This is a genomic window from Actinomadura formosensis NBRC 14204, from assembly GCF_001552155.1.
Lineage (GTDB): Bacteria > Actinomycetota > Actinomycetes > Streptosporangiales > Streptosporangiaceae > Spirillospora > Spirillospora formosensis.
In genome coordinates this window covers 17,623-42,898 of the sequence record NZ_BCQQ01000050.1, presented here as the reverse complement: position 1 = coordinate 42,898, position 25,276 = coordinate 17,623, and the positions used below count along the sequence as shown (strand labels likewise).

General features: G+C 72.4%; 24 protein-coding genes. 9 read left to right on the top strand and 15 right to left on the bottom strand.

From position 1 onward, the window contains the following. Window positions 1-131: 131 nt before the first annotated feature. The gene (locus tag AF1_RS15360; RefSeq protein ID WP_067798639.1) at window positions 132-2,210 is read right to left on the bottom strand and encodes a RecQ family ATP-dependent DNA helicase; all 2,079 of its coding nucleotides are present in this window, start codon (window positions 2,208-2,210) and stop codon (window positions 132-134) included. A gap of 193 nt (window positions 2,211-2,403) precedes the next feature. On the opposite strand from AF1_RS15360, the gene AF1_RS15355 reads away from it, so the two are divergent. Genes AF1_RS15355 through AF1_RS15345 form a run of 3 tightly spaced genes read left to right on the top strand, consistent with a single transcriptional unit; the run spans window position 2,404 to window position 5,270 of the window. Continuing rightward, window positions 2,404-3,732 (top strand): threonine/serine exporter family protein, encoded by a 1,329-nt coding sequence (locus tag AF1_RS15355; RefSeq protein WP_067798656.1) that lies wholly within the window; start codon window positions 2,404-2,406, stop codon window positions 3,730-3,732. A 50-nt stretch (window positions 3,733-3,782) separates the two neighbouring features. Then, a complete protein-coding gene (locus AF1_RS15350) occupies window positions 3,783-4,109 on the top strand; it encodes a hypothetical protein (RefSeq protein ID WP_067798636.1) in 327 nt (108 codons plus the stop codon). Window positions 4,110-4,118: 9 nt separating this feature from the next. Further along, complete coding sequence (locus AF1_RS15345) at window positions 4,119-5,270, top strand: DUF6745 domain-containing protein (protein WP_067798633.1); 1,152 nt, start codon at window positions 4,119-4,121, stop codon at window positions 5,268-5,270. A 13-nt stretch (window positions 5,271-5,283) separates the two neighbouring features. On the opposite strand, the gene AF1_RS15340 is transcribed toward AF1_RS15345, so the two are convergent. From AF1_RS15340 to AF1_RS15300, 9 genes are all read right to left on the bottom strand, one after another. Beyond that, on the bottom strand, window positions 5,284-6,138 hold the full coding sequence (locus AF1_RS15340; protein WP_067798630.1) for an STM4011 family radical SAM protein: 855 nt from the start codon (window positions 6,136-6,138) through the stop codon (window positions 5,284-5,286). Further along, window positions 6,138-7,418 carry an STM4012 family radical SAM protein gene (locus AF1_RS15335; protein ID WP_242608918.1) on the bottom strand — a complete coding sequence of 427 codons (1,281 nt, stop codon included), beginning with the start codon at window positions 7,416-7,418 and terminating at the stop codon, window positions 6,138-6,140. Before AF1_RS15335 ends, AF1_RS15340 begins: the two co-directional genes overlap by 1 nt. Continuing rightward, on the bottom strand, window positions 7,415-8,215 hold the full coding sequence (locus tag AF1_RS15330; protein ID WP_067798627.1) for an STM4013/SEN3800 family hydrolase: 801 nt from the start codon (window positions 8,213-8,215) through the stop codon (window positions 7,415-7,417). The genes AF1_RS15335 and AF1_RS15330 overlap by 4 nt, the downstream gene beginning before the upstream one ends. After that, complete coding sequence (locus AF1_RS15325) at window positions 8,203-9,279, bottom strand: STM4014 family protein (RefSeq protein ID WP_067798624.1); 1,077 nt, start codon at window positions 9,277-9,279, stop codon at window positions 8,203-8,205. Before AF1_RS15325 ends, AF1_RS15330 begins: the two co-directional genes overlap by 13 nt. Further along, complete coding sequence (locus tag AF1_RS15320) at window positions 9,276-10,226, bottom strand: STM4015 family protein (RefSeq protein ID WP_067798621.1); 951 nt, start codon at window positions 10,224-10,226, stop codon at window positions 9,276-9,278. The genes AF1_RS15325 and AF1_RS15320 overlap by 4 nt, the downstream gene beginning before the upstream one ends. Further along, window positions 10,223-11,188 (bottom strand): STM4015 family protein, encoded by a 966-nt coding sequence (locus tag AF1_RS15315; protein ID WP_067798618.1) that lies wholly within the window; start codon window positions 11,186-11,188, stop codon window positions 10,223-10,225. The genes AF1_RS15320 and AF1_RS15315 overlap by 4 nt, the downstream gene beginning before the upstream one ends. Before the next feature lie 157 nt (window positions 11,189-11,345). After that, window positions 11,346-12,140, bottom strand: coding sequence for a DUF4097 family beta strand repeat-containing protein (locus AF1_RS15310; RefSeq protein ID WP_067798615.1), 795 nt, complete (start codon window positions 12,138-12,140; stop codon window positions 11,346-11,348). After that, a complete protein-coding gene (locus AF1_RS15305; RefSeq protein WP_067798613.1) occupies window positions 12,137-12,784 on the bottom strand; it encodes a response regulator in 648 nt (215 codons plus the stop codon). Before AF1_RS15305 ends, AF1_RS15310 begins: the two co-directional genes overlap by 4 nt. Then, a complete protein-coding gene (locus tag AF1_RS15300; RefSeq protein WP_067798610.1) occupies window positions 12,772-14,031 on the bottom strand; it encodes a sensor histidine kinase in 1,260 nt (419 codons plus the stop codon). Before AF1_RS15300 ends, AF1_RS15305 begins: the two co-directional genes overlap by 13 nt. A 162-nt stretch (window positions 14,032-14,193) precedes the next feature. Between AF1_RS15300 and AF1_RS15295 the strand changes: the two genes are divergently transcribed. The 5 genes from AF1_RS15295 (at window position 14,194) to AF1_RS15275 (ending at window position 17,573) form a co-directional block, all read left to right on the top strand. Further along, window positions 14,194-14,712, top strand: coding sequence for a hypothetical protein (locus tag AF1_RS15295; RefSeq protein WP_174548856.1), 519 nt, complete (start codon window positions 14,194-14,196; stop codon window positions 14,710-14,712). A 110-nt stretch (window positions 14,713-14,822) separates the two neighbouring features. Further along, a complete protein-coding gene (locus AF1_RS15290) occupies window positions 14,823-15,389 on the top strand; it encodes a hypothetical protein (protein ID WP_084262947.1) in 567 nt (188 codons plus the stop codon). Between the two features lie 40 nt (window positions 15,390-15,429). After that, window positions 15,430-16,011 (top strand): TetR/AcrR family transcriptional regulator, encoded by a 582-nt coding sequence (locus AF1_RS15285; protein WP_067798606.1) that lies wholly within the window; start codon window positions 15,430-15,432, stop codon window positions 16,009-16,011. 83 nt (window positions 16,012-16,094) lie between these two features. Then, on the top strand, window positions 16,095-16,844 hold the full coding sequence (locus tag AF1_RS15280) for an SDR family NAD(P)-dependent oxidoreductase (RefSeq protein WP_067798603.1): 750 nt from the start codon (window positions 16,095-16,097) through the stop codon (window positions 16,842-16,844). Window positions 16,845-16,883: 39 nt separating this feature from the next. After that, on the top strand, window positions 16,884-17,573 hold the full coding sequence (locus AF1_RS15275) for a class I SAM-dependent methyltransferase (protein WP_067798600.1): 690 nt from the start codon (window positions 16,884-16,886) through the stop codon (window positions 17,571-17,573). On the opposite strand, the gene AF1_RS15270 is transcribed toward AF1_RS15275, so the two are convergent. The 5 genes from AF1_RS15270 to AF1_RS15250 all read right to left on the bottom strand — a co-directional run bounded on the left by AF1_RS15270 (window position 17,570) and on the right by AF1_RS15250 (window position 22,620). Then, window positions 17,570-18,175 carry a response regulator transcription factor gene (locus AF1_RS15270; protein ID WP_067798597.1) on the bottom strand — a complete coding sequence of 202 codons (606 nt, stop codon included), beginning with the start codon at window positions 18,173-18,175 and terminating at the stop codon, window positions 17,570-17,572. The two genes, AF1_RS15275 and AF1_RS15270, sit on opposite strands and share 4 nt — an antisense overlap. After that, window positions 18,172-19,311 (bottom strand): sensor histidine kinase, encoded by a 1,140-nt coding sequence (locus tag AF1_RS15265; RefSeq protein WP_067798594.1) that lies wholly within the window; start codon window positions 19,309-19,311, stop codon window positions 18,172-18,174. The genes AF1_RS15270 and AF1_RS15265 overlap by 4 nt, the downstream gene beginning before the upstream one ends. 39 nt (window positions 19,312-19,350) lie before the next feature. Continuing rightward, window positions 19,351-19,995 carry an ABC transporter ATP-binding protein gene (locus AF1_RS15260; RefSeq protein ID WP_067798591.1) on the bottom strand — a complete coding sequence of 215 codons (645 nt, stop codon included), beginning with the start codon at window positions 19,993-19,995 and terminating at the stop codon, window positions 19,351-19,353. 91 nt (window positions 19,996-20,086) lie between these two features. Beyond that, on the bottom strand, window positions 20,087-21,367 hold the full coding sequence (locus tag AF1_RS15255; RefSeq protein ID WP_084262945.1) for an alpha-amylase family glycosyl hydrolase: 1,281 nt from the start codon (window positions 21,365-21,367) through the stop codon (window positions 20,087-20,089). 77 nt (window positions 21,368-21,444) lie between these two features. Beyond that, window positions 21,445-22,620 carry a lactate 2-monooxygenase gene (locus AF1_RS15250; RefSeq protein WP_407642225.1) on the bottom strand — a complete coding sequence of 392 codons (1,176 nt, stop codon included), beginning with the start codon at window positions 22,618-22,620 and terminating at the stop codon, window positions 21,445-21,447. 135 nt (window positions 22,621-22,755) lie between these two features. Here AF1_RS15250 and AF1_RS15245 point away from each other — a divergent pair, with 135 nt between their 5' ends. Continuing rightward, window positions 22,756-25,236, top strand: coding sequence for a DNA gyrase/topoisomerase IV subunit A (locus AF1_RS15245; RefSeq protein ID WP_067798585.1), 2,481 nt, complete (start codon window positions 22,756-22,758; stop codon window positions 25,234-25,236). Window positions 25,237-25,276: the final 40 nt, after the last annotated feature.

The following is a 25,276-nucleotide window of genomic DNA, read 5'->3' as shown; positions in this document are numbered from 1 at the left end:
GGACGCCGGCTCGTGCGCGGGGCCGCGCGCACGAGCCGGTCAGATCGTTCCGCCCGCGCCCGCGGGGGCGCGCGGGCGGCACACGATCGCCCCCGGCCGGTTCGTCCGGACGAGCCCGGCCGGGGGCCGGGCTAGTTGGGGGTCGCCAGGGTCAGCGGGAGGACCGTTCCGGCGCCCGCCTGCTTCAGGAGGCGGGTGGCCGCCGTCATGGTCCAGCCGGTCTCCACCCGGTCGTCCACCAGGAGGACGGGGCCCGGGGCGCCCGGGAGGGCGGCGACCAGGTCTTCGGGGACGGCGAGGGCGTGCCAGACGGAGCGGAGGCGTTGGGCGCTGTTGTGACGGCGGGGGACGGGATCGCCCACGGGGGTCAGCTCACCCAGGTACGGGAGGCGGCCTATTTCGGCTATGCGGCGGCCGAAGGTCGTGACCAGGCGGGGACGGGAGCGGGAACCGACGGTGATGACGCCGGTGGGGCGGGCGGGCCAGTCCCAGGCGGCGAGGACCTTCACGACGGCGTCCACCAGGTCGGCGGGGACGTCGGTGTCGGCGGACGCGAACAGGTCGCGGAGGCGGTTGCCCCAGCCGATGTCGGTGAGGCGGCCGAGGGCCCGGCCGGTCTCGGCCTGGAGATCGATGCGACCGGAGACGCCCAGGTCGTCCTTGACGCCGGTGGGCCACATGCGGCGGGGCGCGATGTCGACGCCGGGGCGGTGCAGGCGGTCGCGGGCCTGCGCCGCGCTCTCCCCGGTGACGTCGGTGGGCCAGTGGCGGCCCGTGCAGTTGTCGCAGCGGCCGCAGGGGGCGGCGGCCGGGTCGTCGAGCTGGCGGCGGAGATACTCCTCCCGGCAGGTGGCCGCCGATATGTAGTCGAGCATGGCCCGCTGTTCACGGCGGCGTTCGGCGGTGACGCGCTCATAGCGTTCGCGGTCGTAGACCCAGGGTTCGCCGGTGGACGTCCAGCCGCCCTTGACGCGGCGGACCGCGCCGTCCACGTCCAGGACCTTGAGCATCATCTCCAGACGGGCCCGGTTGAGGTCCACCATCGGTTCGAGCGCGCTCGTGGAGAGCGGGCGGCCGGCCGTTTCCAGCACGTCGAGGGTGCTGCGGACGAGGGGTTCCGGCGGGAACGCCAGACCGGCGAAGTAGGCCCAGATGTCACGGTCCTCCCGGCCGGGGAGCAGGATGACCTCGGCGCGGTCGACACCGCGGCCGGCCCGTCCGATCTGCTGGTAGTAGGCCACCGGCGACTGCGGGGCGCCGACATGGACGATGAAACCGAGATCGGGTTTGTCGAAGCCCATGCCGAGGGCGCTGGTGGCGACGAGCGCCTTGAGCTTGTTGTCCTGGAGGTCCTGTTCGGCCTGGAGTCGCTCGGCCTGCTCGGTCTGACCGGAGTAGGCGGCGACCTCGTGGCCCCGGTCGCGCAGGTAGCCGGTGATCTCGTGGGCGGCGGCGACGGTGAGCGTGTAGATGATGCCGGAGCCCGGCAGGTCGGCGAGGCGCTCCCCCAGCCAGGCGATGCGCTGCTCGGCGGTGGGCAGCGTGGCGACGGCGAGGCGCAGCGACTCGCGTTCGAGCGGGCCGCGCAGGACGAGGGCGTCGTCGCCGGCGAGCTGCTCGGCGACGTCCTGGGTGACGCGGGCGTTGGCGGTCGCGGTGGTGGCGAGCACCGGGACGCCCGGCGGCAGCTCGGCCAGCAGGGTGCGCAGCCGCCGGTAGTCGGGGCGGAAGTCGTGGCCCCAGTCGGAGATGCAGTGCGCCTCGTCGACGACGACCAGCCCGGCGCCGGCGGCGAGCCTGGGCAGGACGAGGTCGCGGAAGTCGGGGTTGTTGAGCCGTTCGGGGCTCACCAGCAGGACGTCCACCTCGCCTGCCTCGACCTCGGCGAAGATCTGCTCCCAGTCGCCGGTGTTGGAGGAGTTGATCGTGCGGGCGTGGATGCCGGCGCGCACGGCGGCCTCGATCTGGTTGCGCATCAGCGCCAGCAGCGGCGAGACGATCACGGTGGGGCCGGCGCCGCGCTCGCGGAGCAGCCGGGTCGCCACGAAGTAGACGGCGGACTTGCCCCAGCCCGTGCGCTGCACGACCAGGGCGCGGCGGCGTTCGACGACGAGCGCGCTGATCGCCGTCCACTGGTCGTCGCGGAGCCGCGCGTGGTCGCCGGCGAGGGCGCGCAGGCAGCGCTCGGCATCGTCCCGGAGAGTGCTCATGCGTCCTTGGTACCAGCGGCATGGAAGACGCCGCACCTGAATGGTGTTCTGTGGAAAGGCGGGTGGGAAGCCGCGGATTCGCGGGGCCGGACCCCTGGGTAGCCTGCCATTCAAGATCGGTGACGAGGCGGGAAGGGGCACGGGCGGGGGAATGCGCACGGCCGAACGCTTGCGGCGGACATGGCAGGTCCTGATGGACGGGGCACCTCCGGAACCGCCCGAGGAGGAGCCCGGCGAGATCGTCGATCCCCGGGCGCTCGACCTGGTGCTGCGCGTCGGTGAACTGCTGCTGGCCAGCGGCGAGACCACCGAGCGCGTGAACGAGGCCATGCTCAGCCTGGCCGTGGCCTATGAAATCCCTCGATGTGAGGTTCAGGTCACGCTGACGAGCCTTCTCGTCTCGGCCCACCCGGGGAAGGGTGCGGCGCCCGTGACGGGGAGCCGGGCCATCCGGCGGCGGACTCCGGCCTACTGGCGGCTCACCGCGCTGCATCAGCTCGTCCAGGACGCGTCCATCGGCATGCTGGAGCTGGACGAGGCCCACAAGAAGCTCGCAGAGATCAAACAGGGGCGCGCCCCCTATCCGGCTTGGCTGATGGTGGTGTCGCTGGGGCTCATCGCCGCGTCGGGCAGTGTGCTGGCCGGCGGCGGACCGCTCGTGGCGACCACGGCGTTCATCGCCACCCTGCTCGGCGACCGCACCGCCGCCGCACTGGCGCGGCGCGGGATCGCGGAGTTCTTCCAGCTGACGCTGGCCGCCGCGATCGGCGCCGCCGCGGCGGCCCTGGTGGTGGCGATGGGCAATCCGGGACATGCCGCGACGGTCGTCACGGGGGCGATCCTGGCGCTGCTGCCGGGGCGTCCGCTGGTCGCCAGCATCCAGGACGGCATCACCGGCGACCTGATCAGCGCGGGGGCGCGGCTACTGGAGGTCTTCTTCCTGATCGCCGCGATCGTCGCCGGGCTGGGCGTGGTCGTCTACGCCGCGGTCAACCTGGACGTGCCGATCGACGTCAAGCATCTGCCCACGCCGGCGGCGGAGCTGAGACCCGTCGCGATCATGGCGGCCGCCGTCATCTCGCTGACCTTCGCGATCTCGCTGGCCGCGCCCAGGGCGGTCCTGACCGCCGCGGCCCTGGGCGGGGCGCTGATCTGGGTGCTCTACGTCCTCGCGCGGGTCTGGCACGTTCCACCCGTGCTGGCGGCGGCGGTGGCCGCCACCGTGGTCGGTACGCTGGCGAACTGGCTGGCCCGCCGGCACCGGCAACCTGTCATGCCGTACGTGGTCCCGGCGATCGGCCCCCTTCTGCCTGGGACGGCGCTGTACCGGGGGATGGTCGAACTCAACACGGGTTCACCGAACGCGGGGGTGCTGAGTCTCATCGGGGCGATTTCCGTGGCGCTCGCCCTGGGCGCCGGGGTGAACCTCGGCGGTGAGTTCATCCGGGCGTTCCAGCGGGTCGGGCTCGGCGCCTCCGGACGGTGGGCCCGTCCGGCGGCCCACCGCACCCGCGGCTTCTGACCCCGGTCCACCGCGCTCGTTCTGTCGGTGGCGGACGTTACGTTCGCCGCATGTACCGACAGGGAGACATCCTGATCCTGCCCGTGCCCGAGGAGGCGGTCCCGCGGTCCGTCCGCGAGCTGCCGCCGGCTCCGCGCGACGGCCGGGGGCGCATGGTGCTGGCCCTCGGAGAGGCCACCGGGCACGCGCACGCGCTGTCCGCGCCCGGCTCGCTGCTGCGCGTCCCGGATCCGCTCGCCCCGGACCATCTGCATCTGCCGTCCGGCGGGCGGCTGGTGCACGAGGAGCACGCGGCGATCACCCTGCCCAAGGGGTGGTACCGGGTGATCCGCCAGCGCGAGTACGTGCCCGGCGCCGTCCGCGTCGTGGCCGACTGAGGGGGCGGGATGCTCACCGGAACGGTACGCGAACCCCACTACGTGGTCGGCGACTGGCAGTCGGCGGCGTTCGGCACCGGCCCCGCCGACCGTGCGCGGGCCGAGGCGGGCGTGGCCGCGGCCTACACCTCGGCCGGGCTGGAGGTCCCCGAGCGGTACGTGTGGGTGCCCTCCCCCGCGCGCGGCGCCGTCATGGCGGCCGTCCTCGCGGGGCACGGCGACGCCCTGGAGGCGGCCGGCCTGGACGGCCTGCTTGAGCAGGCCCGCGCCGACCTGGGCGAGGGCCGGGCGGGCGAGAGCGTTCTCGCGCGGGTGCGGACCCGTCCCTGGGAGGCGGAACGTGCGGCGGCCTGCTCCGAACAGGGGCCGGAGCAGTGGCCGCGCACATGGGCCGGGACGGGGGGCCTGCTCTGGGACCAGGTCCAGTCACTGGTCACCCGGGTTCGCGCCGCCATCGGGGAGCAGGCGCACGGCCGTTCCTCCGCGGCCGGCAACCGGCGGCCGTCCGCACGGGAGGAGCGGGCCGGGTCCCTGCTGCGGGCCGCCACCCTCGACGCCGTCCTGGGCCAGCATGACGCGCCCTGGCTGGCGCTGTTCGAGTCGCTCGGACGGCTGGACGGCCCGCTCACCGGTCTCGCGGAGGCCGCCCGTTCGGCGGGCTGGTGGTGGCCCTACGAACGGCTGGTGGTCCTGTCGGAGCGTCCCAGTGAGCTGTATCGGGACGAGCCAGGCCGGCTGCACCGCGGCGACGGTCCCGCCCTCGCCTACCCGGACGGGTTCGCCCTGCACGCCTGGCGCGGTATGCCGATCCCACGCGACTTCGTCGCGTCCCTGACCGGCCTGACACCCGACCGCATCTCGGCCGAGGAGAACGCCGAGCTGCGCCGGGTGATGCTGGAGATCTTCGGCTACGACCGCTACCTGGCCGAGACGGGCGCGCGTCCCCTGCACCGGGACGAGACGGGCGTCCTGTGGTCCATCGACCTCCCCGGTGACGAGCCCGTGGTCATGGTGGAGGTGGTCAATTCCACGCCCGAACCCGATGGGACGTACCGGACCTACTATCTGCGCGTCCCGCCCGACACCCGCACGGCGCGCGCGGGCGTCGCCTGGACGTTCGGTGTGGACGAGGCCGACTACCGCCCCGAAAGGCAGACCTGAGCCGGCGGGCGCGTCAGGGCCGGTCCAGGAGGGCCGGAATTCGTTCCAGGACCCCGCCCGCGAACGTGTCGTAGAGGCCCAGCGGTTCCAGGTGGACGTAGCCGATGTGGCAGTCGCAGGTGTCCAGGGGGCATGGGCGGGGCCTGAGTGCGGCGCGGAAGGAGCCGTCGTGGAGGTTTCCCAGCACGGACGGGACGAAGTGGCAGCGGCGGACGGTGCCGTCACCGTCGACCGAGACGACCGTTTCGCCCGTCCGGCAGGGGAGGCCGCGGCTGGCGTGCGGGCGGCGGCTGAGCGGGAACAGCGGGTCGATGCCGGTCCAGGCGGCGGCCTCGGCGTCGGTGTAGGTGCGGCCTTCGGCGGCGTTGACCCACAGGTACGTGCCGGTGGGCAGGTCGGCGCGCAGGCGGCGGGCGGCGTCGAGGTGGTCGGGCTGCCCGACGATGCCGACGCTGTGGCGGACGCCGCGCTCCGCCAGGTCGCGGCATTTGCCCAGGAAGCGTCCGTAGGGGACTTGGCCGGGATGGTAGGTCGCCCACAGCGCGAGCCGGGTCAGGTCCGCGCCCGCCGTCCAGGAGACGCGGTGGCTGAGGTTCGTCTGGATCGCCACCCGTTCGACGTGCGGGAGGTGGCTCAAGGCCGTGAGCGCGTGCCTGTACCAGGAGCGCACCAGGCCCTCGCCCCAGGGGGTGAACAGGACAGAGAGGGGGTGGCCGTAGGCGGCGGCCCATTCCGTGAAGCGTTCCAGTGCGGCGCGGTCGTCGCGGAGCTGGGCCGGTGTGTCGCGGCGCTTGGCGAAGGGGCAGTACGGGCAGTCGTAGTCGCAACTGGCGAGCGGGCCCCGGTAGAGGATCGTCAGGTGGTCCATCAGCGCGCCTCATAGGCGTCCATGAGCTTCTGGACGCGGGACGAGAAGAGGGCGGGGCCGATGGCGTCGGAGTAGGCAAGCCCTTCCGGTGTCAGCCGCAGGGTGCCGCCGGAGGCTTCCAGCCATCCGCGGTCGGCGATCGATGTGAGGTCGGCGGAGAAGTCGTCCAGCGGGTCGGTGCCGAAGCGCGCGCGGTACGAGCCCCGGTCGAGACCGCGTGCTTGCAGGAGTGACTGGAGGAGATGGCGGCGGCGTTGTTCGTCGTCGTCCAGGGTGAAGCCCACGCGGGCGGTCGTGAAGTCGTCCTCCCGCACGTAGGAGTCGATGAGGGAGCGCACCTGCCCGGTGCCGACCGCGTACTCGAACGAGTAGTGCAGGCGGGAGGTGTAGGAACGTGCTCCGCATCCGAGGCCGACCATGCCGTCGGTCTGGCAGCAGTACTCCGTTCCGCCGGAGGTGCCTGTGGGCAGCCGGAACATCCGCATCGACACCTGCTCGTAGCCTTCGGCCAGGAGATGGTCGCGGCCGATCCCGTAGAGGGTGAGGCGCTGGTCGTCCCAGTCTTGGGCACGGCGTGCCAGCCCGGTCAGCGGACGGACGTAGAGGGGGTACAGGTAGATCTCCTCTGGGCGCCACGTGAGAGCGGCATTCAGGGAGTGCATCCACGTCGCGGGTGTCTGGCCGTCGATGCCGTAGATGAGGTCGATGTTGAGGGTCGGGAAGCCCACGGCCCTGATGCGGTCTAGCGCGGCCTCCACTTCGCTGCGTTTCTGGGGCCGGACGGCAGCGCGGGCCTCGTCGTCCAGGAAGCTCTGCACGCCGATGGAGATCCGGGTGGCGCCGCGTTCGGCGAGGACGGTCAGCCGGTCGGTGGTGGCGGTGGCCGGGGACGTCTCCACGCCGAGCGGGCCCGAACCGAAGCCGCGGAACCGCCCGGCGATGTCGCAGAGGCGTTCCAGTTCGGACGCGGTGAGGTAGGTCGGGGTGCCGCCGCCGAACGCCGCCGTGGCGAACGACGCGTCCCCCAGGACGTCCAGCACGGCGGTGGCCTGCCGGTCGAGCGCGCCGAGGTAGGCCGCGGTCAGCTCTTCGGGCGCGCCAGTGCGGGTGAAGAGGTTGCAGAAGCCGCATCGCATCTCGCAGAAGGGCACGTGGAGGTAGAGGAAGAGCGCGTGCAGCGGTTCCCCGGCCCATACATCGCGTAGTGCCGGCGATGGGTGCAGCGGACGGTAGGCGGTCTTGTGCGGGTACGCGTACACGTATCCCTGGTAGGGCTTCACGGCAGAACGAACTCCCCGTACGGAACTGTCCAGACGACCTCGTGGCCGATGCGGTGCCCGGTGTGGCCGTCCTCTCCGTAGGCCGTCCCGTGGTCGGAGCAGACGATGACGAAGCAGGGGCGGCGCATCAGCGCGAAAAGCCGGCCGATGTGGGCGTCGACATGGCGGAGGGCGGCGGCGTGGCTGGCGCGCGTGTCCCCGTCCGAGCGGGTGGCGCCGGGCAGGTAGAACCAGTTGGGCTGGTGCAAGGACGCGACGTTCAGCAGCAGGAACAGGCGGCGGTCGGCAGGCAGCCGGCCCATGCTCTCGGCGATGCGGTCGATCTGGTTGGGCAGCGACTCCGGGTCGGTCACGCCGAAGCGGCGTTCCCAGTGGCTCTCGGCGAACAGCGACGGAAGCGCGGACCCGAGCGGCGTCAGCTTGTTGAAGAACCCGACACCGCCCACGCAGACGGTGTGGTAGCCGGCGGCGGCGAGTCCGGACGGCAGGTCGGCGGCGTCGAACGTCCACGTATGGGACGCGGTGGATTCGCTGCCCGGGAACGTTCCGGCAAAGAGACGTGGGTGCGGCCCAGGGGACGCGGGGGTCGGCATGAACCCGGCCAGCATCGCCGCATGCGCGGCGTAGGTGAAACTGCCCGGCGTGTGGCGGCGCTCCCAGCGGCCCCCCGGGAGCAGGCCGGCGAGAGTGGGGGTCTCGCCAGAAGCGGCCAGTTCGGCGGCAACGTCATAACGCAGCGTGTCGAGAGTCACCAGCAGCAGATCATGACTGCCGATGATGTCGTTCATGTCGTACATCGAATTCCCGGCAACGACGCTCTGACCTGGGCGGCATAGGTGTCGATCCCTTCGGCGGGCCCGCCCGGCAGGCCGGTCAGCCCCGGCAGCAGGTCACCGAACGCGTTCACCTCGCACACCGCGAACCGTTTCAGCCCCGCGCCCACCAGCAGGTCGACGCCGACCATCAGGCTGCCGGGGAAACAGGAGGCGGCCCGCGCGCACACGTCGAGCGCCCGGCGCCACCCGTCCTCCCCGAGCGCGCGCTGCACCGCCCCGAGGTCTCCCCTGGCGCCGCCCAGATGAAGGTTGGTCATCGGGGTCCGGCTCGTCCGGGCGACCGCGTGCGTGGGTTCACCGCCGATGACGACGACGCGCAGGTCGAACACGCGCCCGTCCAGGGTCGCCTTGGGCAGCCACCGCTCCACGTGCAGGCCGTCCGGGGCGAGCAGGCCGATCAGCGCGGCGACCTCCTCCTCGGACGCGTAGGAGCGGACGCGCAGCGCGTTCACCAGCCGGTCCCCCGCCATGAACGCCGAGGTCACGGCCCTCACCCGGCCCGGCGCCGTCTGCAACGCGACGACGCCGGACGCGGACGAGCCGTGCGCGGGCTTGACGAACACCCGCCGCTCCCCCGTCTCGTCCATCCGCGAGCGAAGCGCCGTATAGCCGTCGACCCCGGGCAGCGCGACCGGGACGGGAACCCCCGCGGCCAGGAGACGCGCGTGTGCCAGCCGCTTGTCGAACATGACCGCGATCTCCTCGACGTCGCCGAGGAGCCGGGCGCCGGCCTGCGACGCCGCTGCGGAGAGCCGCCGCAGCGCCGCCGTGAACGTCCGGTACCAGCGCGCCCCGCCGCCGACCCGCGCCGGTTCACCGGGGCCGCGCAGCAGCACATCGGTCTCGGGGTCCCCGCCCGGCGAGTCGACGCGCACCAGATCGCCCGCCTCCAGCGCGAGCGGGGCGCCGCGCAGCACGTCCGTCCAGGCGATCAGCCGGGGCTCGGGCAGCCCGGCCGCCCGGCACGCCGCCGCGAACAGCGCGGGGCGGCGGTCGCCGGGCGCGCCGACCACGACGAGGCTCATTCGGCCACCGCGATGTAGGTGGTGATGTCGAACCGTCCTCGCGACCGGCGCGGCGGCCCCTGCCCCTCATCGAGGTTCACCTGGACGCCGGGCGTCCCGGCCCGCACCCGGGCGGTCATCTCCTCGCTCAGGAAGTGATGGTGCAGGTCGAGTTCCTTCAAGTGCGTCAGGGGCTGCCCGGAAAGGAGCGCCTCCGCGCCCCGGTCGGTGAGCGTGCCCATCGCCAGGCTCAGCGACTCCAGCCGCGCCGTGACGGGCGCGCCGGCCAGGGCCTCGGCGATCTCGTCCGCGCAGTCGGCGTTCTCCAGCCCGAGGCGCCGCAGCGCGGGCAGCCGCTCACCCGTCCAGATCCCCGCGAGCTCGTCGAGAGGCGGGGCGTCCATCAGGTACTGGCCGAGCCACATGTCCAGGCGCTCCAACCCCGGCAGATCGCTGGCGGCCACCGCTCCCACGACCTCCTCCGGCAGCCGGGCCGCCTCGAACCGCAGCGTCCGCAGCCGCGGGGCGCGCATCGGTTCGAGCCGCAGGCCGTCCCCGCCGCGGATTCCGACGTGCTCCAGACCCGGGAACGCCGCGAACAGCGGCGAGACGTCGGAGTGCCTGATCCAGGAGATGTGCAGATCCCAGTCGCGGATGTCGCCGAGGAACACCGCGCGCAGGTCCGGGAACCGGCCGGCGGCCTCGACCAGCCGCCCGACCGGGTCGAACTCCTCGGTGTCGAACCCCCAGAAGCCGATGACGAGGTGGGTGACCCGCGCGGTGTCGACCGTCCGGAGGAACAGCTCGAAGTTCTCGGGGACCTCGGCTCCCCACGCGCCGTTGTCCTGGATGCGGTGGTAGATGCCCCAGGCCACCTCGCCCTCGGCGGGCCGCGGACCGCCTCCGGGGTCCCCGTCGAAGGTGTGGACGGGGAGCCCGGCGAACGTCGAAAGCCGTTCCCGGATCATTCAGATACCGCGATGTAGTGCCAGTCGCCGTCCGGTTTCTCCTGCTCGTCCAGGTCGACCTCGACTCCGGGCAGCGCCGCCCGCACCCGCTCGACCATGGCGTCGGACAGGAAGTGGTGGTGCAGGTCCAGTTCGCGCAGGTGGGTGAGGGGCTGCCCGGCGAGCAGCGCCTCGGCGCCCTGGTCGGTGAGGATGCCCATCGCCAGGCTGAGCGACTCCAGCCGCGCCACGACGGGCGCGCCCGCGACCGCCGCCGCGATCTCGTCCTGGATCTCGCTGTCCTCCAGGCCGAGGTGGCGCAGCGCGGGCAGCCGCTCGCCGCTGAGGAGCGGGGCGAGGTCGGCGACCGTCGCGTCACCGCCGTAGTTGTCCTCGCCGAGCCACAGGTCGAGATGTTCCAGGTTCGGCAGGTCGCTGGCCCCCACGGCCCGCACGACCGGCGCCGGCAGCCCGCCCGACTCGAACCGCAGCACCTTGAGCCTGTCGCTCCTGATCGGGTCGAGGACGAGGCCCTGCGCGCCCCGCACGTCGAACCGCTCCAGGTCGGGGAACGCGGTGAACAGGGGCGTGATGTCGGAGTGCTCGATCCAGGAGATCTCCGACTCCTCGCCGGTGATGTCGCCGAGGAACAGCGCCCTGAGCCTGGGGAAGGACGCGGCCGACTCGGTGAGCAGCGCCACCGGGTCGGCGGCGCCGCTGTCGTAGGAGGCGCCCCAGTAGCCGATGATCAGCGCCGTGATCTCGGTGGTGTCGATCGTCTGCAGGAAGCGGGCGAAGACGCCGGCGAAGTCCTCCTCGTCGAAGGACGTCCCGACGAACCAGGCGGCCTCCCCGGCGGACGGGAAGTCCTCCCCGGTGACGGGATCGCCGGTGCCGCCGTCCACCTCGTCCGGCCGGGTGTCCTCGTTGAACGTGGCCACCGGAAGGCCGGCATATTCCTCAAGGTGCTGATAAACGCCCATGGATCCCCTTATGCGAGTTCGTCGGCACATGTCCTATCAGGACCGGCGGACAAACCGCGGCGGTTTCCGCCCGGACGGCGCCTGCCGGGCCGGAAAACCCGGACGGTGCCCGGCGTGTCACGACGAGCGGGACGGTGACGGCGTGCGGCCCGCCGCGCTAGTCGTCGCGGTAGTCGACGTAGCTGTCGCCGGAACCGCTGTGGACGGTGATCTGACCGGGGGCGCGGTCGTCGACGACGGCCGGGTTGATGTGGGCGGTGCCGGCGCCCGTCCAGTTCCGCACGCGGTAGTGCGAGCCCGGTGGGACGATGATCCTCGTGGTGCCCGATCCGGCCGCCGCCTCCACCGAGTCCGGGGGCTCGGCGTAGCGAAGGTCGAGGGACCCGGACCTGATCCGCGCCCGCGTCTGCGGCGAGGTCAGCCCGGTCGCGGTGATCGCGCCGGACCCGGCCAGCAGCCGCAGCCGGCCGCGCGCGCCGGCGACGCCGATCACGCCCGACCCGGTCCGCAGATCGAGGTCGCCGGCCAGCCCCCGGACGTTGATCTCGCCCGACCCGGCCACCGCCGACACCCGGGTGCCCACCGGCACCCGGACGGCGAGGTCGGCACCGCAGCCGCCGATCACGCCCGTCCCCGAGCAGCGGACCGTGACGAACAGGGTGTCGCCCACCAGCGATTCGGTCACGCGGGGCTTGCTCAGCGCCCACCGGAGATCCTTGTAGACGCGCGCCTGCCCGTCAGGTCCGGGGCTGACGGAGACGGCCGCGGCGCCCATGTCGAGCCGCAGTTCCCTGATCGCATGGTGGTAGGGCGTGACGGACGCCGACGTCTGCCGGACGGCCCGCCCGAACGCCATCAGCAGGACGGGCACCACCACGACCAGCGCGGTCCCGATCGCCAGCGCGATCCAGACGCCACGCCGCCGGGGCCGCCGCGCGGCACCGGCGGTCACGTCTCACCGCCCAGGAAGCGCAGGACGGCGAGGACGCGGCGGTGGTCGCCCTCGGCGTGCGGGAGGTCGAGCTTGGCGAAGATGCCGTTGATGTGCTTGGCGACCGCGCTCTCGCTCACCACCAGCGCGGCGGCGATGCCCGCGTTGGAGCGTCCCTCGGCCATCAGGGAGAGGACCTCCTTCTCGCGCGGGGTGAGCCGGTCGAGCGGGCCGCGGTGGCGGCGCAGCAGCAACTGCGAGACGACCTCCGGGTCGAGCGCCGTGCCGCCGGAGGCGACCCGGCGCAGCGCGTCGAGGAACGCCGAGACGTCCGCGACCCGGTCCTTGAGCAGGTAGCCGATGCCGCGGGTGCGGGTCGACAGCAGGTCCGCGGCGTACCGCTCCTCGACGTACTGCGACAGCAGCAGGACGGCCACGTCCGGCGCCTCGTGCCGCATGACGAGGGCCGCGCGGACGCCCTCGTCGGTGAAGCCGGGCGGCATCCGGACGTCCACGATCGCGGCGTCCGGGCGGTGCGCGCGGACCGCGGCGAGCAGCCCGTCGGCCTCCCCGACGGCCGCCGCGACCTCGAAGCCGGAGGTCTCCAGCACCTTGATCAGCCCGGCCCGCAGCAGGACCGAGTCCTCGGCGATCACAACGCGCACGGCAACTCCACGGTGACGGTGGTCGGTCCCCCGGCGGGGCTGGTGATGCGGAACGTGCCGTCCACGGACCGGACGCGGCGGGCGAGCCCGGTCAGGCCCGTCCCGCCGGACGGGTCGGCGCCGCCCCGCCCGTCGTCGCGGACGGTGACGCCCAGCACCTCGCCCCGGCGCACCACGGCGATGTCCACCTCGTTGGCCTTCGCGTGCTTCACGACGTTGGTCAGGGCTTCGGAGACGACGAAGTACGCGACGGCCTCGATGGTGGACGAGGCGCGCGGCTCGGCCTCGACCCGCAGCCGGACCGGCAGCGGCACCCGGGCCGCGACGCCGGACAGCGCCGCGTCCAGCCCCCGGTCCTCCAGCACGGCCGGGTGCAGGCCGCGGATCAGGTCGCGCAGCTCGGTCAGCGCCTCCTTGGCCTCCTCATGCGCCTCGATGATCACCCGCATGGCCTCCGCCGGGACGCCGGTCAGCGTCTCGCGGGCCAGTCCGAGGTTCATCGCGAGCGACACGAGCCGCTGCTGGGCGCCGTCGTGCAGGTCCCGCTCGATGCGGCGGCGCTCGATGTCGGCGGCGTCCACGACGCTGGCGCGCTGCTCGGCGAGGTCCTCCACGCGCCGTTCCAGCTCCAGCGCGCGGTCGGGGCCGAGGAGCGCGACGGCGGCGCGCGCGTCCAGCCGGCGGACGCCCGCCGCCAGCCACGGCGCGCCCGCCAGCAGCAGGACGCCGGTCCCGGTGAGCGCGCCGGACTTCACCGGATTGCCGAACAGGCCGACGTGGGGCAGCGCCCACGCGTACAGGGGCACGGCGGCAAGGACGAACCCCGCGGCCCACGCGAAGATCACGGCCAGCCCGCCGGCCGCCAGGCACGGCCCGGCGAGCAGGTGGTACCGGATGATCCGCCAGAGCACGGGCGAGCGGAGGTTGCGGAGCGCGTCCCACGGGCCCCCGTCATCGAGGTCCGGCACGCGGGGGATGTGCAGGCCGAGCACGGCCCAGCACCGCTCCCGCTGCCAGGCCGTCAGCGGGCGCAGCGCGAGCAGCAGCAGCAGGACGGTCGACGCGCCGGCCAGGACGAGGATCGGTGTGACGTCCGCGGGTGTCCAGGCCGTCCAGACCGAGCCCAGGAGCAGCCATCCGGTGACCTGCAGCGGCACCCCGGAGGCGACGAAGACGGTGTCGCGCCGCGCCGCCGCCGACCACGGAGCGTGCACGCGGGCACGGTCGGCCGCGGAGATGGATGCCATGGGGGCAACCGTATTGGTGCGGTTCGCCCGCCACCATGAACCAGGCTGCAGAACGAGGGGTGAACCTAGTGCCACCCCAACTCGGATATGCGGGTTACCGACCGCGGCCGAGCCGGCGGCGAGGCTTGAAGGGCACCGATCACCTTCAGCAGGGAGCCCCCCATGGTCGCCGCCACCGCGCCGCTCGCCTCTCGTCCCCGCACCGTGAACCGGCTCGCGGGCGGTCCCCGGCTCGTCCGGGCCGGCGGGAACAGGTGGCTGGGGTGGGGGATGATCGGGGGCGCGGCGGCGCTGGTGCCCTGGATGTGGATGCTCGCGGCCACGATGCCGTCCAGCGCGGTGGTGGCGAACTGGTCGACCGCCTGGGTCGGGCTGGACGCGATGGAGGCCGCCGCGCTGCTCGGCACGGGCGTGCTGTACGTCCGCGGCGACCGCCGGTACGGCCTGGGCGCCGCCGTCACCGGGACGCTGCTGATCGTGGACGCGTGGTTCGACGTGACGACCGCCACGCCGGGGCCGGGCCGGACCGCGGCGATCGCACTCGCGGCCGGTGTGGAACTGCCGCTCGCGGCCCTCTGCGCGGTCCTCGCCGGCCGGGCGTTCACACAAGGTGCAGTGGTGATCCACGATGCGGTGAACAGCGGATGGCAAAGCATTGACAGGAGTACTCCAGACGGGTGAAACCAGACGAGCCGGACCTCTAGAGTGAGTGCCACGTGGGGGCCCTCTGCTGGGAGGGCCCTTCGCCCTGCCTGCACCATCCAGGCCTGCACGATCCAGAGGTCCCGAACATGAACGACTACGAGGTGCACGAGGAGTGCATGCGGCTCCTCCGGGACGGCCTTCCCGTCCCCCCTCCCGCCGCTTTCGAGGAAGGACGGGACTTCCTTCCGCTCGGTCTCGATATGGACGGCGATGTCGCCGTCGTCACATTCCTGCACCAGTGGGGCGAAGCCTCCGGGTACATCGAGGGTTGGACGTTCCACCGCCGCGACGGTGAGTGGCGGGAACTGGGCGGCGGCGGCGGGTCGGCGCCCGACGAGCCGCTCGCGCGCCGCTCACTCGGTGAGATGGGACGCCACCTGCTGAAGTACGGGTCGGGCCGGACGGTCCGCAACTCCAACCGGCTGCTGCCGTGGGGCGCCAAGTTCGTGAACGAGGCGCGCCTGCGGGCCTCGGCGGAGGTGGCGCGGGTGCGGGTCGGCAAGCGGATCCTGGACGTCCCGGCGCACGGGCACGTCGTCGTGGTGTGGGGCGCCCGCCAGGGCCCGGTCGTCGAGGCGCTCGCCGCCGACGGATCGGTGCTGGACGTCCTGGATCTGAGCCGCCCGGCCGTGCCCGCACGCGCGGAAGGCTGATATTTGACCGTTCGTTCTTGAACAGGTTACCGTCCTGCCCATGGCACGGACGAAGGAGTTCGACCCCGACGCCGTCTTGCAGCGCGCCCTGGAGCTGTTCTGGGAACGCGGATACGAGGCGACGTCCATGGCCGATCTCGTGGAGCGTCTCGGCATCGCCCGCGCGAGCATCTACGCCACGTTCGGCGGTAAGCACGACCTGTATCTGAAGGCACTGGAACGCTACCTGCGGACCGCCGACCCGAGCCTCGCCGAGACGCTGTCGCGGCCGGGGCCCGTCCTGCCGGCGGTGCGCGCGCTGATCGAGCGCTATGCCGAGGAGTCGGCGGGCGACCGGCGGCGACGCGGGTGCCTGGTGGTCAACACGGCGGTCGAGCTGGCCGCGCGCGACGCCGAGGCGGCCCGGCTGGTGGAGTCGAGCTGGAGCTTCCTCGAGGCGTCGCTGACCTCGGCGCTGATGCGCGCCCGGGCCCAGGGCGAGCTGCCGCCGGAGAAGGATCCCCGGGCGCTGGCCCGGTTCCTCCTCGTCCTGCTCCAGGGGATGCGGGTCCTCGGCCGCGCCCCCGCAGGCGAGGAGCGCCTCCGGGACGCGGCGCGCGAGGCGCTGTCCCTCCTCGCCTGACCGCCTTCCCCGGCCACCGAGCGGGCCGGGGTTTTTCCCGCCCCCATTCAAGAACGATCGATCTAGTATCCTGGAGTCAGCTCATGATGTTCGATGGCAAGATCGTCCTCATCACCGGCGGCGCGGGCGGCATCGGCCGCGCCACCGCGCACGCCTTCGCCCGCGAGGGCGCCACGGTGGTCCTCGCCGGACGCGATGTGACCGCGCTGACCGAGGCCGTCAAGGAGATCGGCCCCGGCAGGGCCGATCACGTGGTCGCCGACGTGACCGATCCCTCGTCCGCCGCCCAGATGGTCGAGACGGTGGCCGGACGCCATGGCGGCCTCCACGTCGCGGTCAACAACGCCGGAGTCCTCGACGCCGTCGGGCCGGTCGCCGACATCGACACCGGAGCCTGGGACGCCGTCCTGGCGGTGAACCTGACCGGCGTGTTCCTGTCCATGAAGTACGAGATCGCCCATATGCGGACCCACGGCGGCGGGACGATCGTCAACGTCGCGTCCAACATCGGGGCGCACAACCGGCGACCCGGGATGGCGGCGTACGCGGCGTCCAAGGCGGGGGTCAGCATCCTCACCAGGACGGCCGCGCTCGACCACATCGCCGACGGCATCCGTATCAATGCGGTCAGCCCCGGGGCCAGCGACACACCCATGTCGCTCCTACCGGGCGAGAGCGAAACCGACCGCGCCGTCAGGATGCGTACGGCCATCCCAGCCGGCCGCGTGGCGGACACCTCCGAAGTCGCGTCGACCGTCCTGTGGCTGGCGTCGGACGCTTCGACCCACGTGGTGGGTCACGACCTCGTCATCGACGGCGGCGCCGCCGCCTGACGGCGCTTTTCCGGGCGGCTCACCGGGCATGCCTAGGGCATGGCCCTCACACCCGACCGTGACTCCGGACCGGAGCGTTTCCGCCTCGCCGGAAGGGTCACCAGGAAATACCTGATCGGGGCGCGGAGCCTGCACGACCACGTCGCCTCGAAGCTGCTGAACGCGGGCGCGTCCCTGGTCCTGGACATCGGCTGCGGGGAGGGCGCCCTCGGCGCCGCCCTCCCCCACCCGCCGCCGCCCCGCCTGGTGGGGCTGGACACGTCCGCCGAGCCGCTGCGCGCCCATCCGGGTCCGCGCGTCCGTGCCGACGCGCTCCGCCTGCCGTTCCGGGATGCATCGTTCGACGCCGTCGTGGCCGTGAACATGCTCTGCCACCTGGACGATCCCGGGCGGGCGCTCCACGAGGCCCGCCGCGTCCTCGCGCCCGGCGGACTGCTGCTGGTCTCCGCGGTGTGCCGGACCGACAGCCCCGAGCTGTCGCCCGTGTGGCGGCCCGAACCGACCGCGTTCGACGCCGAGGACGCCCCCGCCCGCGTCTGCGAGGTGTTCGGGGAGGTCGAGGTGGAACGCTGGGACGCCCCGCTGATCACGCTCCCCGACCACGCCGCCGTCCGCGACTACCTGATCGCCCGCCGCGTGCCCCGCCCGCAGGCCGCCGAGGCCGCCACCCGGCTCCGCACACCGCTCCCGGTGACCAGACGAGGCGCCCTCGTGCTGGCCCGCCGCTAGAGCCAGCCCAGGTCGCGGGCGGTCCGGGCGGCGGCGTGGCGGTTGTCGGCGCCGAGTTTGGTGACGGCGGCGGACAGGTAGTTGCGGACGGTGCCCTCCGACAGGCCGAGGTCGCGGGCGATGCGGGAGACCGGGGCGCCGCCGGCGGCGGCACGCAGGGCGTCCAGCTCGCGCGGGGTGAGGGGGCATTCCTCGGCGGCGAGGGCGTCGGCGGCGAGTTGCGGGTCGATGTAGCGGGCGCCGGCGGCGACCTGCCGGATGACCTCGGCGAGCCGGCTGCCGGGCGCGTCCTTGCCGAGGAAGCCGCGGACGCCGGCGGCCATGGCGCGGCGCAGGTTGCCGGGCCGCCCGTGCGCGGTCACGATCACCAGGCGGCAGCCGGGCAGGTCGCGGGAGAGGCGTTCGGCGGCGGCGAGCCCGTCGAGGCCGGGCATGTCGATGTCGAGGACGGCGACGTCGGGTTTGAGGGCGAGGGCGCGGTCGACGGCCTCGTCCCCGCGCCCGACGTCGGCGGCGACCTCGATGCCGTCCTCGGTCTCCAGCAGCAGGACGAGCGCCTCCCTGATCAGAAGGTGGTCGTCGGCCAGCAGCACGCGGATCATGCCTCTCCCTTCCCGGGGGGCCTCGCGGGGACGGCGGCCGTCACCCGGAACGTCCCGTCGCCGGCCGGTCCCGCGGTGAACGCGCCGCCCGCCGTGGTGATCCGCTCGGCGAGACCGGCCAGGCCGCTGCCGGCGTCCCCGGCGGCGCGGCGCGCGGCACCGTCGTTGACGATCTCCATCTCGACACGGTCCCGGCCGGCCCGGACCGTGATCTCACACCAGGTGGCACTGGAGTGCCGCAGGACGTTGGTCGCCGCCTCGCGGGCGACCCAGCCGAGCGGCTCGTGGACGTGCGCGGGCAGCGACGGCGACACCTCGGGACGTTCGCAGCGGATTCCGGCGGCGCGCAGCACGGCGGTCATTCCGTCCAGTTCGGTGCGCAGGGACGTGGCGCGGTAGCCGCGGACGACCTCGCGCACGTCCCGGACGGCGTCCCGCGCCATCGCCTGGATCTCGGTCAGCTCCTTGCGGACGCGCCCGTCGTCGCGTTCCACGAAGCGTTCGGCGACCTCGGCGCGCAGCGCGACCGCCTGGAGGCTGTGGCCGAGGACGTCGTGCAGGTCGCGGGCGAAGCGGAGCCGCTCCTCCCGCACCGCGGACCGGGCCAGCTCGGCGCGCGCCTCCCGCAGTTCCTGGACGACATGGAACAGCCAGACCGTGACATATCCGGAGAAGGCGCCGAGCGGCACGCCCGTCGCCTCGTACAGGACGGGCAGGGCGGGAAGCCCGAGCAGCACCCCGTAGACGGGGGTCAGTACGGTCGCCGCCGCCGCCACGGTGACCGACTGGCGGACCGGGAGGACGACGGCGATCAGCCCGGCCGGGACGAGCAGCGCGTTCCCCCAGCCCGGACCGGTGCCGAGCAGCGCCGGCATCGCCCAGCAGATCAGCGCGATCGCGGCCAGCCCGAGCCGGTGGACGGGCGCGGTGCGGCGCATCAGGTTCTGCCACAGCAGCCGGGTGTAGAGGGCGAACACGGTGCCGACGCCGGTGAGGGCGAGGAGCAGGTGCCCCGTCTCCCTGCGGTTGACGATCTCGTACCAGAGCGCCGGCAGCAGGAGCCCCGCCAGCGTCAGCACCGTCATCCCCACGATGATCGCGGCGATGGCGGTGGGGCGCGGGATCCTGGGCTGCACGCGCCCAGCGTATGCGGCCGGCACGGGACGCGCCGCCGGTCAGGCGGCGCGGAGCCGGGTGGCGTCCCGGCCGGTGACCAGGCGTCCCTCGTCCAGTACGCCGACGCGGTCGGCGCGGCACGCCTCGCCGGGGTCACGGGTCGTGACCACCGCGCTGACCCCGTGCGCGGCCAGCGTCAGCAGGACGGACCACACCTCGCGGGCGGCGGCGGCATCGAGCCCGGCGGTGGGCTCGTCGAGGAAGAGCACGTCGGAGCGTCCGACCAGGGCCAGCGCCACGTCGAGCATGCGCCGCTGCCCGGGGGTCAGCCGCTCGAAGGGGACGTCTGCGGCGTCTGTGAGGCGGGCCAGGCGCAGTGCCTCGTCACGCGTGAGCGGGTCGAGTGTCCAACGTCGCCATGTGTCGATGACCTCGGTGACGGTCAGCCCTGGGAACAGGCCACCGTCACGCCACACGGCCCCAGCGCGCGCGGAGTCGCGGTCGGTGTAGGGGTCTGCGCCCTTTAGCCGGACGGTTCCGCTTGCGGGTCGGCGTAGGCCGGCCAGCATTTCCAGGAGAGTGGTCTTTCCGGACCCATAGCAGCCCAGGAGTGCGTAGACCTCGCCCTCCGCCACGGTGAACGAGACGTTCCGCACGGCCTCGTTCAGGTCCAGGTCGCGTACCTCGATCACGGGTGCCTTCATGACATCCATGCTGCCGGGGGACGGTGCGGGCGTGCAGTCACAGGCGTCAGGAAGCGATCATGAGGAATGCCCGGACGACCCATGACGAATGTCATGCTTCGGCGATCGCCCATCCCCCCGGGGGAACGGTGGCTCTGTCAGGGGTGAAGCGCGCTTCACCGGCTGCACACGTCCAGTCCGCGGCGGGCAGTTCTGCGGTGGCGGGCTCGTCGTCCAGGTTGAGGACGACCGCGAGCCGCTCTGTGCCGTGCCCCACTGTGTAGGAGAGAGCCGTGTTGGTCAAGGTCGCCACCACGGTCTGGGCGCGGACGAGCCAGGGGTGGCGTCGTCTCAAACCGATCAGGTCTTGGTGCAGGCGGTGGTAGGGGGCGGCGTAGCCGGGTGTCTCACCGGGGCGTTGCGGGAAGACCGGCCGGATGGCGTCGTCCCCGCCTGCGCGCTCTTCCTTGATCCCCTCGAAACCGAACTCGTCGCCGGCGTAGATGGACGGGACACCACCGACGGTCAGCAGGATCACGAGCGCATGCTCTTCATGCCGGTGCTCGTTCAGGCGGCTGGCGATCCGGGTCACGTCGTGGTTGCCGAGGAAGGTCTGCGGAGCGAACGTGTCGAGCATCCCGTTGTGGCGGTCGAGGGCGTGGGCCAGTTCGAAGAAGTTGCGGTCGTTGAGGGAGCTCCAGATGGCCTTCCAGAGCTCGTACTGGGTGACGGAGTCGAATCCGGTCCGTTCCACAAGGCCCGTGTAGTCGCCGTGGATGACCTCGCCGACGAACCAGGCGTCGGGGAAGCGCACGCGGACACGGTCTATGACCGTCCGCCAGAACTCCGGGGGGACGGCGTAAGCGGCATCAAGACGCCAGCCGTCTACACCGCGCTCCAGCCAGTGGGTCATGACCTCGGTGACGTAGTCGGCGACCTCCGGTTCGGCGTGGTTCAGCGTGACGAGGTGGGCATGGCCTTCGAAGGTGCGCAGATCCGGATGGAACCACTTCCGGTACGGGGAGGCGTCACCCTTGGCGGAAACGTCTTTGAACGGTGCGAAGTCGCGTCCGACGTGGTTGAAGACGCCGTCGAACAGGATCCTGACGCCCTTCTGGGACGCCTCGTCGATGAGCCGTTGCAGGTCGTTCTCGCTGCCGAGCCTTGGGTCGATGCGGTAGTGGTCGATGGTGTCGTAGCCATGAGTCTCGGACGCGAACACCGGGCCGAGCGCGAGCCCGTTGCAGCCCAGTCCGATGAGGTGGTCGAGCCAGGCGGTGAGCCTTGTCAGTCTGGGGGTCGGGGGTGTGCCTTCGGGGAGGGCCTCACGTTCGGCGCCGACGAAACCGAGCGGGTAGGCGTGCCACCAGATGGCGTGATCGGGCCAGCGCATGCCGATCTCCCTACCCGGGAAGCACCGGCAATCACGACGTGGCCGCGGGGCCGCCGCCCCGGAAATGATCGCGCGGCCTAAGCGCGCGCAAGGATCTCCTGAGTCAGCTCGTCCGGAGTCCTGATCCCGGAAAGCGCCATGGTCAACTCCAGTTCGGCCTGGAGACAGCGCAGAACATGCTGAACACCCGCCTGGCCGGCGAGCGCCAGCCCATACGCATACGGTCGCGCGACCAGGACGGCCTTGGCTCCGAGCGCGAGCGCCTTCGCGATGTCCGCCCCCGTCCGGATACCACTGTCGAACAGGACGGTCGCCTGGTCGCGGACGGCCTCGACGACACCCGGCAAGGCGTCCAGTGAGGCGATGGCCCCGTCCACCTGGCGTCCGCCATGGTTGGAGACGATGACCGCGTCCATGCCGGCGTCCACGGCCTGGCGCGCGTCGTCGGGATGCTGGATGCCCTTGAGCGCGATGGGCCCGTCCCAGTGGTCGCGCAGGAAGATGAGGTCGTCCCAGGTCAGGCTCGGGTTCCCGAAGTTGGCGACCCAGTGCAGGATCGCGGTGTCCCGGTTGGCGTCGGTGATCTCCCCGCCCACGGCCTTCCGGAAGACCGGATCGCTGAAGTAGTTCGCGACACCGATCCCGCGCAAGAACGGCAGGTATGCCTGATCCAGGTCGCGTGGGCGCCAGGCCAGTGTGAACGTGTCGAGCGTGACGACAAGGGCCGTGTACCCCGTCGTCTTAGCACGTTCCAGGAAGCTGATGGCGAGTTTCCTGTCCTTGGGCCAGTACAGCTGATACCAGCGGGGCCCGTCCCCACTCGCCTCGGCCACGTCCTCCATGGAGTACGACGACGCCGTGCTCAGCACCATCGGCACTCCCTCGGCCGCCGCCGCCCGCGCGACGGCCAGCTCACCGTCCGGGTGGAAGATCGACTGGACGCCGATGGGCGCGAGCAGGACGGGGGACGGCATCGCGGTTCCGAGCACGTCCGACGACAGGTCACGTTCGGCGACGTCCCGCAGCATGCGCGGCACGATCCGCCACCGGCCGAACGCCTCCCGGTTGGCCCGCGCGGTCGCCTCGCTGCCCGCCGACCCCGCCACGTACCCGAACGCCCGCGCCGACAGGGCGCGCTCCGCGAGACCCTCCAGTTTCGTCAGGTCCGTGGGCAGCGCCGGGAGGACGTCCCCGAGCCCCTGCAGATAGATCGAGTTCTGGAAGTCGGCGAGCCCGCTCAAGGGAACCTCCACCCGGGGAATCGAAACCGTCCGTGCCCAATCTGCCAGGTTCGTCACGGTGACGGAACGGCACCGATCCGCCGGGTCGGGCGGCACACCCGGCGGGACGGGCGAAAGATGTCCCCGGAACCGGCCACAATGTGTGGCATGGCACGACGCGGATCCCAAGCCACCCCACCGCCGGACTTCGAAGAGAACATCATCGACGTTGATGTCTCCGACGAGATGCGCGGCAGTTTCCTCGAGTACGCCTACTCGGTCATCTACCAGCGGGCGCTTCCAGACGCGCGGGACGGCATGAAGCCCGTCCAGCGCCGGATCCTGTACTCGATGAACGAGATGGGGCTCCGCCCCGACCGCGGGCACGTCAAGTGCGCCCGCGTCGTCGGCGAGGTCATGGGCAAGCTGCACCCGCATGGTGACAGCGCCATCTACGACGCGATGGTGCGGATGGCGCAGCCCTGGGCGATGCGGATGCCGCTGGTGGACGGGCACGGCAACTTCGGCTCGCTCGGCGGCGACGACCTGCCCGCGGCCATGCGGTACACCGAGGCCCGGATGTCCCGCGAAGCGATGCTGCTGGTCGAGTCGATCGACGAGGACACCGTCGACTTCCGGCCCAACTACGACGGGCAGGAGCAGGAACCGGAGGTCCTGCCGGCGGCGTTCCCGAACCTCCTGGTGAACGGCGCGGCCGGCATCGCGGTCGGGATGGCCACGAACATGGCGCCGCACAACCTCGGCGAGGTCATCGCCGCGGCCCGGCACCTGCTCGACAATCCCGATGCCTCGTTGGACGAGCTGATGCGCTTCGTCCCCGGCCCCGACCTGCCCACCGGCGGCAAGATCGTCGGCCTGGACGGCATCCGCGACGCCTACCAGCGCGGCCGGGGGACGTTCCGCACCCGCGCCACCACGACCATCGAGAACGTCACGCCCCGCCGCAAGGGGATCGTCGTCAGCGAACTCCCCTACGCCGTCGGGCCGGAGCGCGTCAAGGCCAAGATCAAGGAACTGGTCAACGCCAAGAAGATCCAGGGCATCTCCGACCTGAAGGACCTCACCGACCGCAATGTCGGCCTCCGCCTGGTCATCGAGATCAAGAACGGCTTCAACCCCGAGGCCGTCCTGCAGGACCTCTACCGGCTCACCCCGATGGAGGAGACGTTCGGCATCAACAACGTCGCCCTCGTCGACGGTCAGCCCCGCACCCTCGGCCTGCGCGACATGCTGCAGGTCTACGTCGACCACCGCATCGAGGTCGTCCGGCGCCGCTCGATGTTCCGCCGCAAGAAGCGCGAGGACCGCCTCCACCTGGTGGACGGCCTCCTCGTCGCGCTGCTGAACATCGACGAGGTCATCCAGGTCATCCGGCAGAGCGACGACGCCGCCCAGGCCAAGCAGCGCCTCATGCAGATCTTCGAGCTGTCGGAGATCCAGGCGCAGTACATCCTGGACACCCCGCTGCGCCGCCTCACCCGCTACGACCGGCTGGAGCTGGAGAAGGAGAAGGAGCAGCTCGCCAAGGAGATCGCCCGGCTGACCGCGATCCTCGATTCGGAGAAGAAGCTCCGCGGCGTGGTCTCCAAGGAACTGGGGGACGTGGTCAAGGAGTTCTCCACGCCCCGGCGGACGATCCTTCTCGAATCCTCGGGCCACACCGCGGCGGAGGCCGTGCCCCTTGAGGTGGCGGACGACCCCTGCACGGTGCTGCTGTCGTCCACCGGCCTCCTGGCCCGCACGCACGACGCGTCGCCCCTGCCCGACAGCGGCCCCCGCGCTCAGCACGACGTCCTGACCTCGGTCGTCCCCGCGACGGCCCGAGGCCAGGTGGGCGCGGTGACGTCCCACGGCCGGATGATCCGCATAGACGTCCTGGACCTGCCGACCCTGCCGCCCTCGGCCACTCCCCCCTCCCTGGCGGGCGGAGCCCCCGTGGCGGAGTACGTTGACCTGGCACCGGACGAAACGGTCGTGGGCATAGCCGCCGTGGGCGAGGAAGGCGGCGGCCTCGCCCTGGGAACCGCGCAAGGCGTGGTCAAACGAGTCGTCCCCGAATTCCCGGCCAACCGCGACGAATTCGAGGTCATCTCCCTGAAGGAGGGCGACCGGGTCGTAGGCGCCGTCCAGTTGCTCTCCGAAGACCAGCACCTGGTCTTCATCACGACCGACGCCCAGCTCCTGCACTACGCCGCGTCCCTCGTCCGTCCCCAGGGCCGGGCGGCCGGCGGCATGGCGGGCGTCAAACTGGGCGCGGACGCGCGGGTCCTGTGGTTCGGCGCCCTCGACCCGGCCCGCGAGGCCCGCGTGATCACCGTGGCGGGCTCGTCCTCGGCCCTCCCCGGTACCCAGACGGGCGCGATCAAGCTGGCCGACTTCGCCGACTTCCCGGCCAAGGGCCGCGCCACCGGCGGCGTCCGGGCCCACCGCTTCCTCAAGGACGAGGACGTCCTGCTCCAGGCGTGGGCGGCGCCGACGCCCCTGCGCGCCGCGGCCGCGAACGGCAAGCCGGCCACGCTCAACGTGACCATGGGCCGCCGGGACGGCTCCGGCGAAAAACTGGACAAGCCCATCGTCTCCATCAGCGGCCCCATCGGCCCCGCCCCGGAGGACACGACCGAAGAGTGACGCACGCGGCCCCGGGCCCCAGGCCCGGGGCCTCCGCCGG

What these genes read in the sequence shown, in the direction of transcription:
- AF1_RS15345 (WP_067798633.1), top strand. Translation starts at nt 4,119, where the DNA reads ATGCTCACCGGAACGGTACGCGAACCCCACTACGTGGTCGGCGACTGG.
- AF1_RS15315 (WP_067798618.1), bottom strand. Translation starts at nt 11,188, where the DNA reads ATGGGCGTTTATCAGCACCTTGAGGAATATGCCGGCCTTCCGGTGGCC.
- AF1_RS15280 (WP_067798603.1), top strand. Translation starts at nt 16,095, where the DNA reads ATGATGTTCGATGGCAAGATCGTCCTCATCACCGGCGGCGCGGGCGGC.
- AF1_RS15290 (WP_084262947.1), top strand. Translation starts at nt 14,823, where the DNA reads ATGAACGACTACGAGGTGCACGAGGAGTGCATGCGGCTCCTCCGGGAC.
- AF1_RS15360 (WP_067798639.1), bottom strand. Translation starts at nt 2,210, where the DNA reads ATGAGCACTCTCCGGGACGATGCCGAGCGCTGCCTGCGCGCCCTCGCC.
- AF1_RS15245 (WP_067798585.1), top strand. Translation starts at nt 22,756, where the DNA reads ATGGCACGACGCGGATCCCAAGCCACCCCACCGCCGGACTTCGAAGAG.
- AF1_RS15330 (WP_067798627.1), bottom strand. Translation starts at nt 8,215, where the DNA reads ATGTACGACATGAACGACATCATCGGCAGTCATGATCTGCTGCTGGTG.
- AF1_RS15260 (WP_067798591.1), bottom strand. Translation starts at nt 19,995, where the DNA reads ATGAAGGCACCCGTGATCGAGGTACGCGACCTGGACCTGAACGAGGCC.
- AF1_RS15300 (WP_067798610.1), bottom strand. Translation starts at nt 14,031, where the DNA reads ATGGCATCCATCTCCGCGGCCGACCGTGCCCGCGTGCACGCTCCGTGG.
- AF1_RS15350 (WP_067798636.1), top strand. Translation starts at nt 3,783, where the DNA reads ATGTACCGACAGGGAGACATCCTGATCCTGCCCGTGCCCGAGGAGGCG.
- AF1_RS15255 (WP_084262945.1), bottom strand. Translation starts at nt 21,367, where the DNA reads ATGCGCTGGCCCGATCACGCCATCTGGTGGCACGCCTACCCGCTCGGT.
- AF1_RS15285 (WP_067798606.1), top strand. Translation starts at nt 15,430, where the DNA reads ATGGCACGGACGAAGGAGTTCGACCCCGACGCCGTCTTGCAGCGCGCC.
- AF1_RS15320 (WP_067798621.1), bottom strand. Translation starts at nt 10,226, where the DNA reads ATGATCCGGGAACGGCTTTCGACGTTCGCCGGGCTCCCCGTCCACACC.
- AF1_RS15355 (WP_067798656.1), top strand. Translation starts at nt 2,404, where the DNA reads ATGGACGGGGCACCTCCGGAACCGCCCGAGGAGGAGCCCGGCGAGATC.
- AF1_RS15270 (WP_067798597.1), bottom strand. Translation starts at nt 18,175, where the DNA reads ATGATCCGCGTGCTGCTGGCCGACGACCACCTTCTGATCAGGGAGGCG.
- AF1_RS15295 (WP_174548856.1), top strand. Translation starts at nt 14,194, where the DNA reads ATGGTCGCCGCCACCGCGCCGCTCGCCTCTCGTCCCCGCACCGTGAAC.
- AF1_RS15340 (WP_067798630.1), bottom strand. Translation starts at nt 6,138, where the DNA reads ATGGACCACCTGACGATCCTCTACCGGGGCCCGCTCGCCAGTTGCGAC.
- AF1_RS15275 (WP_067798600.1), top strand. Translation starts at nt 16,884, where the DNA reads ATGGCCCTCACACCCGACCGTGACTCCGGACCGGAGCGTTTCCGCCTC.
- AF1_RS15325 (WP_067798624.1), bottom strand. Translation starts at nt 9,279, where the DNA reads ATGAGCCTCGTCGTGGTCGGCGCGCCCGGCGACCGCCGCCCCGCGCTG.